The organism is Pseudoalteromonas sp. 2CM28B (assembly GCF_023161935.1).
In genome coordinates, this window is record NZ_JALNTH010000002.1 from 214,979 (window position 1) to 230,550 (window position 15,572).

8 protein-coding genes and 1 pseudogene are annotated in these 15,572 nt (G+C 41.1%); 6 read left to right on the top strand and 3 right to left on the bottom strand.

Annotated elements, in window-relative coordinates; translation table 11 throughout:
- The first annotated feature begins 353 nt into the window (after window positions 1-353).
- The 6 genes from MTN96_RS03465 to MTN96_RS03490 all read left to right on the top strand — a co-directional run bounded on the left by MTN96_RS03465 (window position 354) and on the right by MTN96_RS03490 (window position 12,408).
- Window positions 354-3,155, top strand: a complete 2,802-nt coding sequence (locus MTN96_RS03465) for a TonB-dependent receptor (RefSeq protein WP_248530753.1) — start codon at window positions 354-356, stop codon at window positions 3,153-3,155.
- 104 nt (window positions 3,156-3,259) lie between these two features.
- Entirely contained in the window at window positions 3,260-4,753 is a 1,494-nt protein-coding gene (locus MTN96_RS03470; RefSeq protein WP_248530754.1) for a tryptophan halogenase family protein, read from the top strand.
- Between the two features lie 138 nt (window positions 4,754-4,891).
- A complete protein-coding gene (locus MTN96_RS03475; RefSeq protein WP_248530755.1) occupies window positions 4,892-6,751 on the top strand; it encodes an alpha-amylase family protein in 1,860 nt (619 codons plus the stop codon).
- Window positions 6,741-8,231 (top strand): MFS transporter, encoded by a 1,491-nt coding sequence (locus tag MTN96_RS03480; RefSeq protein WP_248530756.1) that lies wholly within the window; start codon window positions 6,741-6,743, stop codon window positions 8,229-8,231. The genes MTN96_RS03475 and MTN96_RS03480 overlap by 11 nt, the downstream gene beginning before the upstream one ends.
- Before the next feature lie 36 nt (window positions 8,232-8,267).
- Window positions 8,268-10,670: a glycoside hydrolase family 15 protein gene (locus MTN96_RS03485; RefSeq protein ID WP_248530757.1), complete on the top strand. Its 2,403-nt coding sequence runs from the start codon at window positions 8,268-8,270 to the stop codon at window positions 10,668-10,670.
- A gap of 25 nt (window positions 10,671-10,695) precedes the next feature.
- Window positions 10,696-12,408: an alpha-amylase family glycosyl hydrolase gene (locus tag MTN96_RS03490; protein ID WP_248530758.1), complete on the top strand. Its 1,713-nt coding sequence runs from the start codon at window positions 10,696-10,698 to the stop codon at window positions 12,406-12,408.
- 393 nt (window positions 12,409-12,801) lie between these two features.
- Here MTN96_RS03490 and MTN96_RS03495 read toward each other — a convergent pair.
- From MTN96_RS03495 to MTN96_RS03505, 3 genes and pseudogenes are all read right to left on the bottom strand, one after another.
- Window positions 12,802-13,115, bottom strand: a pseudogene (locus tag MTN96_RS03495) (IS110 family transposase); the annotation flags it as partial.
- A complete protein-coding gene (locus MTN96_RS03500) occupies window positions 13,096-13,476 on the bottom strand; it encodes a hypothetical protein (protein ID WP_248530759.1) in 381 nt (126 codons plus the stop codon). The gene MTN96_RS03500 and the pseudogene MTN96_RS03495, both read right to left, overlap by 20 nt.
- 331 nt (window positions 13,477-13,807) lie before the next feature.
- Window positions 13,808-15,532, bottom strand: coding sequence for a proline--tRNA ligase (locus MTN96_RS03505; protein ID WP_248530760.1), 1,725 nt, complete (start codon window positions 15,530-15,532; stop codon window positions 13,808-13,810).
- Window positions 15,533-15,572: the final 40 nt, after the last annotated feature.

The window sequence follows — 15,572 nt, forward strand, 5'->3', positions numbered from 1 at the left end:
TACCAATTGTACTTAAATAAATGTCCTCGATAATAATAAATTAGAAAATAAAATAGCCTCGTGTCATTTTATTTATGTTTAATGACGCACTTATTTTATCAAAAAATAAGTAATGACTATCATTAAAGCTACAAATGCTAATTGCACTAAAATAAATCATAATAAAACAGTAACTTATAAAGTGGTGTGTAAACTTAATGTTAATTTAATGTGTGTAATGCAACTTTGAATACGTATGCATAAAGTTGTTAATAAAATAATACGAGCGTTAGAATTCATCCTGACAACAAAATAAGCTCGCAAACTTAATAGCAGGTAAGCGGGTATCACATTATGGGTAACGGGAAAACATTATGGCTATGTTCAAACCAAGTATATTAACGCTAGCATTAACTGCTGCCGGACTATCAAGCTTTGCCACCACTGCGGCACAAGAAGAAACAATAAAAAATGATGATGTAGAAATTATTGAAGTAAAAGGTTTTCGCGGTAGTGTTGTTGAATCAATTAATACTAAGCGTTTTTCAACACAGGTTGTTGAGTCAATTTCTGCAGAAGACATTGGTAAACTTCCAGATACATCTATTGCTGAATCAATCGCGCGTTTACCAGGTTTAACAGCACAACGTCTTGATGGTCGTGCTAGTCGTGTAAGTGTTCGTGGTTTTAGTGAAAACGAAAGTGCAACCACCTTCAATGGCCGTGAGCAGGTATCTATTGGTGACAACCGTGGTGTTGAGTTTGACCTTTACCCGTCAGAAATTATGAGTGGTGTTACTGTATATAAAACGCCGAGTGCTAGCATTGAAGCAGAAGGTATTGCCGGTGTAATTGATATGCAAACGGTAAAACCTTTAAGTAAAGGCGAGCGCGTGATCATGTTTAATGGTCAGTTAGAGCAGTCAGGTTTTGATAAGCTAAACCCAGATGGTGATGACAAAGGCTTTCGTGGCACGGTTTCATACATTGATCAGTTTGCAGATGACACTATAGGTGTTGCATTTGCTTACAATACTATGAGCTCACCAAACCAAGAAAAACGCTGGAACTCTTGGGGATACCCTGAATTCGACGTTGATGGACAGAGTTATTCAATCTTAGGCGGCGCTAAACCTTTCGTACGTTCGTCAACACTTGAACGTGATTCAGCAATGCTTGTAGTTGAAGCTGCACCAAACGACCGTTTAAACATGACATTTGATGCGTTGTATGTAGATTTTAACGATGAAAAAATCCTACGTGGTATTGAAATTCCATTTTTTCCTGGTTGGGGTGGGCAAGGCAATATAGATCAAAATAGCCTAACTATAGATGAAGAATCTGGGTTTATTACCAGTGCAACAACGCAAGGTCAACGCGTTGTAGTTCGTAATGATGTTGAAGAACGTGATGCTGAATTAACGCAATTTGGTTTTAATACTAAATATGACATTGACGATTCGTGGTCGGTAGAGTTTGATGCGAGCTTATCTGAAGTTGAGCGTAAGGACTGGAGCTTACAAAGTTATTCTGGCACAGGCCGCGGTGAAGCGAATGGTGTTGCTGACAACATTGGCTATTCACTTAATGGCGGCAATACCGGCGCCAAATTTAGCCACGAGTTAGATTATAGTGATTATGCTTTAATTCAGCTAGGTAGCCCTTTGTCATGGGGAACCAGCTCAGCGCTAAATAATAAGTACGGCTTAAATGATACGGCTTATCAAAACACTGCACAAGATGGCTTTATTAATGCACCTGAAGTCAATGATGAACTACATACTTTAAAACTAGCAGCAAGCAAGCTATTAGAAAACGATTACTTAAGCAAAGTAAGTCTTGGTATGTCATACCGCGACCGCGAGAAGAGTAAAAAGTCTGAAGGGTATTACTTAACATTAAGCGATTTCTCATTAGATAATCCTGGTACGCTTGTCGTTCCAGAGCAATATCGCCTTGGAACAGCTAGCTTAGACTTTATCGGTATGGGGGATATGATTGCCTATGATACCCGTGCACTAGTTGACGATGGATATTATAACTCAATTCAAGAAAGCTTAACGGATATAAAACACACTACGCAATCGTACACAGTTCAAGAAAAAGTTACGGCGTTTTTTGTACAAGCAGATATTAATGCAGAAGTAGGTAACTTGCCGCTTTCTGGTAACGTTGGTGTTCGCTATGTTAGAACTGAGCAATCTTCGCAAGGTTTTGCGGCTGTGCCGAATGACGTGACTGGTCTAGTTGAAGCTGTTCCTAACAATGTGTCACACGATTATAGCCATGTTTTACCTAGTCTTAATTTATCTTTGGCGCTAGATGAAGATCAAACCGTGCGTTTTGGTGCCGCTAAAACTATCTCACGAGCCCGCCTAGATGAAATGAATGCTTCTGTTAATGCGAGCTATAATTCAGAGCGTCCTGATGAAAATGGCAACTATTGGTCAGTATCGGGTGGTAACCCTACACTTGAACCAAAAGAAGCAACGGGTTTTGATTTGACTTATGAAAACTACTTTAGTGCAGAAGGCTACTTCTCAGCGGCTGTATTTTATAAAGACTTGAGTCAATGGATATTTGATGGCGTATACGAAGTTGATATGTCAGGGGTTGCTGATCCTTCAACGGGAGAAATACCAGAAAATAGTACCGGTACTGCGTCAGGTAAAGTGAATGGCGGTGGTGGAGACCTTTGGGGTTATGAATTGTCTCTTGCTCTACCGTTTAACGTCTTTAGTGATTCACTTGAAGGTTTTGGTTTAATTGCCAGCCATACTGGGATTGAACAAGATATTGAAGATCAAAACGGTAATGAATACGAATTACCTGGTTTGTCGGATAAAATTCAAAGCTTAACGTTTTATTATGAAAACTATGGCTTCCAAGCGCGTACTAGTATGCGTAAACGTAGCGACTTTAAAGGTGATATTTACAACGCAGGTTATGAAACACAGCAAGTGAATATCTTAGGTGAAACAATTTGGGACGTACAAGTTGGTTACGATTTTGGCGAAGCAGGTGTTGAGAGCTTAGATGGCTTAAATGTGACATTCCAAGTACAAAATATCACTGAAGAACCATTTACAACACTAAGTGGTGATAATGCCTTACAAGTGCGTGATTACCAAGATTATGGGCGTAACTTTATTCTTGGATTTAGCTACAAGCTTTAACTGAAATTTAGTTAAGATATTAGCCCTTGTAATTAGTTTTACAAGGGCTTTTTTATAGCTACTTTACCTAAGTTTTATCAACCTTTATGAACGTGAGCAATAATATGAAACCAATAAAACACGTCGTCATTGCAGGCGGTGGAACAGCCGGTTGGATAACCGCAGCACTACTTAATAAAGTATTAGGTAAAGTAATTAATATTACCCTTATTGAATCAAGTAGCATTGGTACTATAGGCGTTGGTGAAGCAACAATTCCGCCTATTATTCAACTTAATAACGCACTGGGTATAAACGAGCAAGATTTTATCAATGCCACTAATGCGTCTATCAAACTGGGTATAGAGTTTGAAAATTGGAAAACATCTGGGCATAGCTACATGCATGCATTTGGCTCGTTTGGTAAAGATTTTCCTTTATGTGACTTTTACAATTTTTGGGTGAAAGGGCACATTAATGGCAGCGAGGACTCTTTATGGGATTTTTCTCTTAACTATCAAGCTGCTAAAAAAAACAAATTTACGCCACTAAATGCTATTCCTAATACTCAATTACCTGGGCTTAGTTATGCTTTTCACTTTGACGCCACTTTGTATGCGGAATATTTAAAAAATCTTGCATTATCACATGGCGTTAAACACATTGATGCAAAAATAGAACACGTTGAGCAATGCCAAGATACAGGTAATATCACCAACTTAATACTTGACGATAATAGCCAAATCCAAGGGGATTTATTTATAGATTGTACTGGTCAGCGCGCACTTTTAATTGAGCAAACTCTCAATACGGGGTTTGTTGATTGGTCGCATTATTTACCTTGCGATAGTGCCGTTGCAGTGCAATCAACAGGCAGTAACGAATTAAAGCCCTATACGCGCTCCATAGCCCATAACGCAGGTTGGCAGTGGCAAATTCCGCTACAAAACCGAACAGGTAATGGCTTAGTGTATTGCAGCCGTTATTTATCGGATGAGTCAGCAACCGCGCTTTTATTAAATAACTTACCGGGTGAGCCAACAACAAGCCCGCGATTAATTAAATTTAAAACAGGTCGACGTTTAAAGCAGTGGCATAAAAATGTAGTCGCAGTAGGGCTCTCTAGTGGATTTTTAGAACCCTTAGAGTCTACTAGTATTCACTTAATACAAAGTGCGGTCACACGTTTAATTAAGTTGTTTCCTCATAATGGCATTAGTGATGCGTTAGTAACTGAATTTAATAAGCAAAGCATCAGTGAAATCGAGCATATTCGTGACTTCATTATTTTGCACTATAAGTTAACTGAGCGAGAAGACACCCCATTTTGGCGTCAATGTAAGCAAATGGAAATTCCGCAATCGTTAGTGCATAAGATGGATTTATTTAAACAAACAGGCAAAGTTGTGCGCGAAAACGATGAGTTATTTGCAGAAGTAGCTTGGCAACAAGTCATGATAGGTCAAGGCCTAATACCTGATGACTATAACAGTATTGTTGACTCATTAAGCAGTAAACAGCTAACAGATTTATTCGCAACGTTAAAAACCCTAATAAATTCAACGGTAGATAAGCTGCCCACTCATAGAGAGTTTTTAGCTAAGTTAAAAGTAAACTAAGTGGCGTAACGTGGTGCTTTAGTTGCGGGTTAATTGTCACTGAATATGGCTGTGAATACGTATGCAGCAACTGTAACCAAGCCTTATTTAGCTTTAGTATGAACCTATAACAACACTGAAATAAAAATGACACACACAATGAAAAAAAGATTTTATACGCCATTGCTTATATGCAGCGCATTGCTGGTGCACGGTTGCAGTGATGACAAACAAACAAAAACAGACTTGTTAGTTAAGCAAACAGACCCAGTTAAGCCAGTGGTATATCAAGTATTTACTCGTTTATTTGGTAATACTCAAACCGCTAATGTGCCATGGGGAACCAAAGAACAAAATGGAATTGGTAAGTTTGCTGATTTTAACGACGCGGCTTTAAAAGGCATTAAAGAGCTAGGTACCACGCATGTTTGGTATACCGGCGTTTTGCATCATGCCTTGGTGGGTGATTACACTGAATATGGAATAAAACAAGACGATCCTGATGTGGTAAAAGGGCGTGCAGGCTCGCCTTACGCAATAAAAGATTATTACGATGTAAATCCAGATTTAGCTATTAATGTTACCAATAGACTTGAAGAGTTCAGCGCGCTAATTGAGCGTACTCATGATCATGACATGAAAGTAATTATTGATATTGTTCCTAATCATGTGGCTCGAGATTATCACTCAATCGCAAAGCCTAATGGCGTGAAAGACTTTGGTGAAGACGATGATACCAGCAAGGCATATGCTAAAAATAATAATTTTTACTATGTACCGGGTGAATCATTTAAAGTACCAACAAACGACAGTTACCAAGTGTTAGGTGGCAACAAACACCCTTTAGCCGATGGCCAATTTAGTGAAACGCCAGCAAAATGGACTGGCAATGGAGCGCGCTCACCACATCCAGATATAAACGACTGGTACGAAACGGTAAAAGTTAACTACGGTGTTAAACCCGATGGCAGTTTAGAGTTTCCAACTTTACCTAAGTCGCTTGAAAACCAAGATTACCGTGCACATTATGCCTTTTGGCAAGATAAAGAACTGCCAAATAGTTGGTATAAATTTAGAAATATTGCCCTTTATTGGTTAGATAAAGGGGTTGATGGCTTTCGCTATGATATGGCTGAAATGGTACCCGTTGAATTTTGGAGCTTTTTAAATTCATCAATAAAAATACATAAACCCGATGCTTTTTTACTCGCCGAAGTATATAACCCGTTGATGTACCGCACCTATATTCACCAGGGTAAAATGGACTATTTGTATGATAAGGTCGGCTTTTACGACACCCTAAAAGGGGTTATGCAAGGTAAACAACCCGCTAACACGCTATTTAAAGCGCAAGCTGAAGTGGCAGACATTGAGCAGCACATGCTGCACTTTTTAGAAAACCATGACGAACAACGTATCGCAAGTCCTGACTTTGCCGGCGACGCTGCATGGGGTAAACCGGCTATGGTGGTTTCTAATTTAATTAGTCGCTCGCCAACCTTGCTTTATTTTGGTCAAGATGTCGGTGAAGATGGGTCAGAAAACGCAGGCTTTGGTTTGCCTACACGCACCAGTATTTTTGATTATATTGGCGTACCAGCGCACCAAGCATGGATGAATAATGGCAAGTTTGATGGCGCTAATTTAACCCCTGAGCAAGCACAGTTACGTCAATATTACATTTCAATTATGGCACTTAATGGTTTACCTGCTGTTGTTGCCGGTGATATGGCACCCTTGTTGGTAAAAGACAGTGATAGAGTGGTAGGTTTTGTCCGCTCCTTAGGCCAGCAATCATTATGGGTGCTAAGTAACTTTAGCCAGCAAGCGCAAACAGTCACTATTACTCTCACGCCAAATCAAGCAACCATGCTCAAACCAAACTCCACGCTATACGACCTGCTAGAGTCGCATAACGGTATTTTGGTAAGCAATGAGAAACAAAGTACAACCTTTACGCTGACCCTTGATGCACTCAGTAGTGCCGTTTTAACAAATAAGGCTGATCATGAATTATAACAACAAACCAACCTTAAGCTTTTGGCAAATATGGAACATGTGCTTTGGCTTTTTAGGCATTCAATTTGGCTTTGCACTGCAAAACGGTAACGTAAGCCGTATATTTCAAACACTTGGCGCTAATGTCGACGATATTCCGATTTTATGGGTTGCAGCGCCGCTCACAGGCTTAATTGTGCAACCAATTATTGGTTATTGGAGTGATAAAACGTGGGGCAAATTAGGCCGCCGTCGTCCTTTCTTTTTATACGGCGCTATATTAACCACGTTATCGCTTTTTATTATGCCAAATTCCCCCACGCTTTGGATTGCTGCGGGTATGCTGTGGATTATGGATGCCTCAATTAACGTTACCATGGAACCGTTTCGTGCTTTAGTAGGTGACAACTTGCCAAACAAGCAGCGCGCCACAGGCTATGCCATGCAAAGCTTTTTTATTGGTGTGGGAGCGGTGGTTGCATCAGCACTCCCTTGGATGATGACCAACTGGTTTGATATTGCTAATACCGCACCGATTGGTCAAATTCCTGACTCTGTAAAGTATTCGTTTTACTTTGGTGGTGTTATTTTATTTATTGCAGTCGGCTGGACTATTTTCACTACAAAAGAGTACTCACCCGAGCAGCTTGCACAATTTAATCAACAAGAATCACAAACAACACAAACCAATCTTACTAATAGCGTTAATTTCACCAAAGGCGGCGTTATTTTTAGCGGCTTAGGTTTGCTTGTTTTAGCCACTGTATTAGGGCTGGATCTGGAAAAAGAACTTTACTTGCTGGCTGCTGGGTTAGTTAGTTTTGGTGTTATTCAATTTATTGCAGCGGCATTAAAAGCTAAACAGCACACTAGCGGCGGTTTTTATAATGTAGTGAATGATGTATTTACTATGCCTGAGGCGATGAAGCAATTGGCATGGGTACAATTTTTTAGTTGGTTTGCGTTATTTGCTATGTGGATTTACAGCACCTCAGCGGTAACCAGTTTTCATTATGGTAGCAGCGATACAAGTTCAGTGGCGTATAACAATGGTGCAGACTGGGTGGGTATTTTATTTGCAGCCTACAACGGCTTTGCCGCGATTGCTGCTTTATGTATCCCGATCATCGTTAAGCGCGTCGGCTTAAAAGTAGCACATGCACTTAACCTTATTTTAGGTGCGTTGGGCCTAGCAAGCTTTATGTTTATAAAAGATCCAAGTTTACTTATTTGGCCAATGATAGGCGTAGGTTTTGCTTGGGCGTCTATTTTGTCATTACCTTATGCAATGTTAAGTACTTCGGTACCGAGTCATAAAATGGGCGTTTACATGGGCATTTTCAACTTTTTCATTGTGATCCCACAATTATTAGCCGCCAGCGTACTGGGATTAATATTACGGCACTTTTTTGAAAACCAACCTATTTACGCATTAGTACTGGGCGCCGTGTCGTTTGTACTTGCAGCGGTTGCGGTATTGCGTGTTAAGCACACTCAATAAAGTAACGAGTAAACTGAAATTAATTAAGGCTTTAGAATGAAAAAATTAAATACAATTACCACCAGTTTATTAATGCTTGGTTTAACAGCTTGTGGCGCGCAGCAAGAGCCTTCAAACAGCTCTATAATGCAAATATCGGCGCCGGGTGCCCCTGGGGCAGAGCCATTTTGGGCTTATGCAGGTAAAACCGGTATTGGCACATCTTTTGAGCAATATCAAAATGGCCATTACAGTGATGAGGCCCCTACAGGTAAAGTATCAAAAGTATGGTTTTCGATTGCCAAAGGGATGATCACCGAAACCATGTTCGGGCTTATTCATAAAGCGCAAATTAAAGACATGCAATTTGTTGTAGTCGGAAAAGATTTTACAGTCACCGAAGCTGACGATTTAGACGTTACCATTGATTACTTATACAAAGACGATAAAGGCCGTCCGTTATCATTAGCTTACAAAGTAGTAAGCAAAGATAAACAAGGCCGCTTTAGCCTCGAAAAACACATATTTACCGATCCTGATGGGCAAAGCTTATTTGTACGCAGTATTTTTAATACCCAGCTTGAAGGTGTTAAGGCCTACGTAAGCGTTAACCCGTATGTTGATAATAACGGCCTTAATGATTTTGCTAAAACTACAGAACAAGGGCTGCTGGCATGGCAAGACAACAGCTACCTTTCATTACAAGGTGCTCAGCCATTTAAACAAACAAGTGTTGGTTTTACAGGTGTAAGCGATGGTTTAAGCCAGCTTAAAACAACTCAGCAGCTTACTCAGGTTTATAAAACTACCGGTGAACAATCAGGTAATGTTAGCTTACTTGCAGAGCTGGGTGAAATTGGTGAAAACAGCCAGTTCGATTTAACCCTAAGCTTTGGTAATAGCGAACAAACCAGCTTTAAACAAGGCCAAGCTACGTTAGCCAAAGGTTACCAAGCGGTGCTTGATAATTACAACGGTAAAGGCGAAGCGCTTGGTTGGCAAGACTACCTGCAAAGCCTTGCACCGCTAAATAACATGAGCGAACAAACCGCTGATAACGGCAAATTACTTTACACCAGTGCCATGGTACTTAAAGCGCAAGAAGACAAAACTCATGCAGGCGCACTTATTGCCTCATTATCTAACCCATGGGGCGAAACCGTATCAGCTAAAACCGGCTCTACTGGTTACAAAGCGGTATGGGTGCGCGACTTTTATCAAGTTGCCATGGCGTTTATGGCCATGGGCGATACTGCAACAGCTAAAACCGCATTTGAATACCTTGAAAAAGTACAAGTAAACAGCAAAACCCCGGGCAACAACGGCGACACAGGTTGGTTTTTACAAAAAACACACGTAGATGGCGAACTTGAATGGGTAGGCGTACAGCTAGACCAAACTGCTATGCCTATTATGCTTGCATGGAAACTCCATCAAGCTGATGTTTTAACAGATGCAGAGCTGAGCGATTGGTATAGCCGTATGTTAAAGCCTGCGGCAGACTTTTTAGTTGAGGGTGGCCGTGCAAACATTCTGTGGAACGACACACAAATAACGCCGCCAGCCACTCAGCAAGAACGCTGGGAGGAGCAAGAAGGGTATTCGCCATCAACCACCGCCGCTGTTGTTGCTGGTTTAATTACCGCCGCTGATATTGCAAAAATGGCAGGTGATGAGGTGAATGCTAAACGCTATCTTGCAACAGCAAAAAGTTACAACGCCGATATAGAAAGCATGATGTTTACCACCGCAGGTAATTTAGAATCAAACGCATCAGACGGCGAGTATTTTATACGTATTGGCCAAGACAAAGATGCTAACTCAAATACCAAAATTAACGCTAATAATGGCCGTGACGGGTTTAATAAAAAGCAAATACTTGATGGTGGATTTTTAGAGCTCGTTCGCTATGGTGTACGTGATGCACTAGCGCCTAGCATAGTAAAAACCCTCCCAGAATATGATGACGAAACCCTAACAGATAACCTACAAGTTAAATACAGCTTTGAGTTTACTGATGGCAGCGGCACATTTGCAGGCTACCGCCGTTATGGTAACGACGGGTACGGTGAAGATGAAGTAACGGGCGCTAATTACGCCGAAGGTGGGAAAAACAGCCCAGGGCAACGTGGGCGAGTTTGGCCATTTTTTACCGGTGAACGTGGTCATTACGAAATTGCCGCTGCAAATGCCAATAACAGTTTAGATGCAACAAAACAGCAGGCTATTAAAAATAGCTATGTAAAAGGGCTAGAGCAATTTGCTAACGAAGGTATGATGCTACCAGAACAAGTATGGGATGGCGTAGGCGTAAATAAAGCAGGATACACGTTAGGCGAGGGTACAAACTCGGCCACACCACTGGCGTGGACGCATGCGGAATACGTGAAACTAGTGCGCTCATTAAGTGACAAGCAAGTATGGGATCATTATCCAGTTGTTACTAAAGCACTAAAATAACTGCAAACCAATTAACGAGGCTGAAATGAAAACATTTACCTTGAGCGCATTAGCATTAGCAATCATGCTAACAGGCTGCCAGAACGCACCATCATTAAATACCAAGACGAATAATACCGAAACATCGCAATTAAATACTAAACAACAAGCAAGCCCGTGGTGGGAAAGCGCCATTTTTTACCAAATTTGGCCGCGCAGTTTTTACGACAGCGATGCTGATGGCCATGGCGATTTTAACGGTATGACCCAAAAGCTCCCGTATCTACAAGAGCTTGGCGTTAACGCATTGTGGTTAACCCCGATGTTTGAAGCGCCGTCGTATCATGGTTATGATTTTACTGAATTTTACCAAGTAGAAAACGACTACGGCAGCATGGCCGAGTTTGAAGCCTTTATAAAAGCTGCTGACGACAAAGGCATGAAAGTCATACTTGATTTAGTTATAAACCATATATCAAGTAACCATGAATGGTTTCAGCGTTCAGCAAAACAACAAGCCCCTTATACAGATTACTTTATTTGGCGCGACGATATGCCAAAAGCTGGAAGCGGCTGGGGCCACGCATGGAGTAATAACGACCAACCCGATGCTGTATGGCATTGGAATGAAACTCGCCAGCAGTATTACTATGGTGCGTTTGGAGCAAGCCAACCTGACTTGAATTTACGCCACCCAGATGTTGTTGCCGAAATGGAAAAAATGGCTAAGTTTTGGCTCGATAAAGGCGTTGCAGGGTTTAGATTAGACGCAGTACGTTTTGCCATGGAAGGTGGCGCAGATGCGCAAGCTGATACCGACGAAACCATTGCATATTGGCAGCACTTTAACCAATATGTAAAAAGCGTTGATCCAGAGGCGTATTTAGTGGGTGAAGCTTGGGCTGACATTCCCGTTGCAGCAAAATACTTTGGCGAAGGTAAGGGCCTCGATCAAGGCTTTGATTTTGAAGTGGGCTATAAAATACTGGGCTTATTAAAACCCGATGTCAGTGGTGAAGCGCAATTTGGCACCATGCAATCTAACCAACAAGTGAATACAGTTGATGCCAATGTGCTTAAACAAAATTTACAACAGCGAATAGATTCAACTGCGCCACTTGATTTTTTTGCACCGTTTTTAACTAATCACGACCAAGAACGAGTGGCTTATCAACTTGCAGAGCACGACGATAAGGCAAAACTTGCCGCCGCCATGTTATTAAGCTCTCCGGGTACTCCGTATATTTATTACGGTGAAGAAATTGGCCTAACACAAGGTGGCACAGGTCACGATGTGTATAAACGTGCGCCAATGCAATGGGATAACAGCAATCAAGCTGGCTTTACTCAAGCTCAAACAAGTTGGGTTGAGCAGGCTGAACTGTTTGGTGATAACTACACCCAGTGGTGGCCAGAATTTTTAGCACAGCAAATTAATGCTGCTGATCGCAATGTAAAAACGCAACAAGCACAATCTGATTCACTGTGGCGTATATACCAGCACTTAATCACCTTGAAAAAACAGCGCCCAGAACTGGGTATTAAAGGTAGTTATGAATTAACGCAACACAACAACGGCCTTGTCGAAATAACCCGCGAGTTAAACGGCAGTAAAAGTATGTTTATACTTAACTTAACCGCTAACCCGCAAAGCATCAGTAGCATAAAACGAGAGGGGTTAACGCCTAGCTGGCAACACGACCTCAATGACGAGCAACTCGCAGCCTATGGTTTGTTGTTACTAAACAACGCACTCTAAATAAAATATACACAAATTGGGGTTAACATACGTTAGCCCCTTTTGTGAATATGCTTTAATTGCATCCCCCAACTTATAGCGCATTTTAATGAGTCATAAGTCGCTTAACTTCCTCTGGCGTCATGGCGCTTATCATAAAAATGAATATAAGATACAATCCACCTCAGGTAGGTGTCCACGGTACGTAATGAATACTGACGTACCAACATATAATAAGCGACATAAATTAAAAATGGGGAACGCGTTTTCATATCATCACCAATGTTGAGGGCTGTATAAATATACAGCCTAGTTGTTTTGCTCACATATTCAAGAAAATGAGCGCACTTTCTTCTTATATTTAGTAGCAAGAAATAATTATAGCTGGCAATTGCATTAACTCTAATTCGTTTATCATGCGGGTACTCTTGCCAATCTAAGTTTTGTATTCACTGGCGTAAGCACCACTTCTTTAGCAATGGCCCATATGTACGCAATCATTTCTCGGACAATTGCGGTGACAACCAGGTTGTAGTGCTTCCCTTTGGCTATCATTTTTTATAGCGCTTGCAGAGCCTAAGTTGTGCTTTGCACGCAATATCAATAATGTCCTTTGGTAAACCTTCTTGTCGCTTTTGCATATCTGTCGATATATTTGCTGCATAGCGATAAGTGTACGCGCCTTCAACAAGGAGGCGTCTTGCTCGGCTATTTCCACATTTTGTGACACACCTTGAGTGGAGTGGAATCGATAAATGCAATGCCTGTTGATTTATCAAAGCGTTGCTTCAGATAGCTACACAGAGCAGGTAACGTGGCCTGAAGTAACTTCAACATACGTGTATAACTGACTAAATCAGGAAAATAATGTCGCCAATACTGACAAAAAAATTTGGTGTAGTAAGTTTTAAAATCGCGATAACCTGATTGATGAAAGGCAATTAATATAGTCATCACTTCGCTAGAAGATAGTCGAGATGGCTTAATGCGTTGCTTTTCACCTGACTCTATTAGGTGTTTAAGCCATTGAGGTTCAAACAATAAACAAAAATCATCGACATCTAGGTAAATTGCATCTAAGTTATTCATGCCCTTGCCTCGGTAATCTTATGTTTCTTAGTCGAAAGATCTGATCACCGCAAGGGCATTTAGTTCCATTTCTTATGTGCAGCTCAGGTTAATTAGTAAATATGTAACACTAGAAATATGGGAGCTTTTAAATGAGCTTAAAGACATGGCTATTGCAAAAGGCATAATAGAGAAGGACGATACGTAGTTTTAATCTATTTTCATCTGCTTTAAATTGGTTATTGATAGTAGTATCAGTGACGCACATTTTGAACTTAAATCATCATATTCACGGCCATAAAAAACCGCTGTATGAAAAAATCATACAGCGGTTTTTTAATTAACTTTAAGCTTATGCATTAAATTGATTTTTGATTGTTTCAATCGCGCTATCAATATCTATCATTAGTTTTTCACCAGTGCGGCGGTTTTTAAGTTCTACCTTGTTTTCATCAAGGTTACGCTCACCAATTACAAGCGTGTAAGGTACACCGAGTAATTCCATGTCGTTAAACATAACACCAGGGCGCTCTTTACGGTCATCAAATAGCACATCTAAACCTGCATCTTTCAAACCTTGATATAGATTATTAGCAATATCAGGGATACGATGCGATTTATGCATATTCATTGGCACAATTGCTAAATCGAAAGGGGCGATGGCTTTAGGCCAGGTAATACCGTATTGGTCGTTATTTTGCTCAATGGCAGCGGCAACAACACGCGATACACCAATACCATAACAACCCATAGTCATTGTTTGGTTTTTACCCGATTCGCTTAATACACCTGCTTTCATTGCTTCTGAGTACTTAGTACCTAGTTGGAAAATATGACCAACTTCAATACCGCGCTTAATTTGCAACGTGCCTTGGCCACACGGGCTAGGATCGCCCTCAATAATATTACGGATATCAGCAACTTCGTAGTCTGTTACGTCGCGGTCCCAGTTAATACCACTAAAGTGCTCATCGTCTTTGTTGGCACCAGCTACAAAATCAGCCATTACATTCGCCGCTCTATCAACAATAATTGGCATGTTTAAGCCAACAGGGCCTAAAGAACCCGGTTTTGCGCCAATGGCAGCGACAATATCTGCCTCGGTTGCCATCTCTAGTGGTGAAGAAACCAGTGGATGTTTTTCAGCTTTAAGTTCATTAAGTTCGTGATCGCCACGCAATACTAGTGCAACTAAGCCACGTTTTCCGTCTTCATCAGGGGCGCCATAAACAATCAGTGTTTTAACACCGCGATGTGGTTTCACACCATAGTGTTTTTTCAGCTCATTAATTGTTTTAGCATCAGGTGTTGGGAATGCTTTTAGCTCTTTGCTTGCTTCAGGGCGCGATTCAGTTGGCGCTAGCGCTTCTGCTTTTTCAATATTAGCGGCGTAGTCACTAGCATCACTAAAGGCAATAGCGTCTTCGCCAGATTCAGCAAGTACGTGAAACTCATGCGATACACTACCGCCTATAGAGCCGGTATCAGCAATTACAGGGCGGAAATCAAGGCCTAAACGTTCAAAAATATTACAGTAGGCTTTGTGCATAACTTGATAAGTTGCATCTAAACATTCATCGGTTAAATGGAATGAGTAGGCATCTTTCATAGTAAATTCACGAGCACGCATAACACCAAAGCGCGGACGACGTTCGTCACGTACTTTAGTTTGTACTTGGTATAAAGTAATAGGCAGTTGCTTGTAGCTGTTAATTTCTTTGCGGACAAAATCGGTGATCACTTCTTCATGGGTAGGACCCATAGCAAATTCACGATTGTGACGATCGGTAAAGCGCATAAGCTCTGGACCAAACTCACTCCAGCGGCCCGATTCTTCCCATAAGTCAGCCGGTTGAATTACTGGCATTAGCATTTCAATTGCGCCTGCTTTATCCATTTCTTCGCGTACAATGTTTTCTACTTTTCTAAGCACACGTAAACCAGAGGGTAGCCAAGTGTATAAACCCGAAGCGACGCGACGGATCATTCCGGCTCTAAGCATTAATTGATGCGATACAATTTCCGCATCTGATGGCGTTTCTTTAAGTGTAGCGAGTATATATTGACTAGTACGCATGTTTTTTCCGAAATAGAGTAATATGTTCTTTTAATTAAGG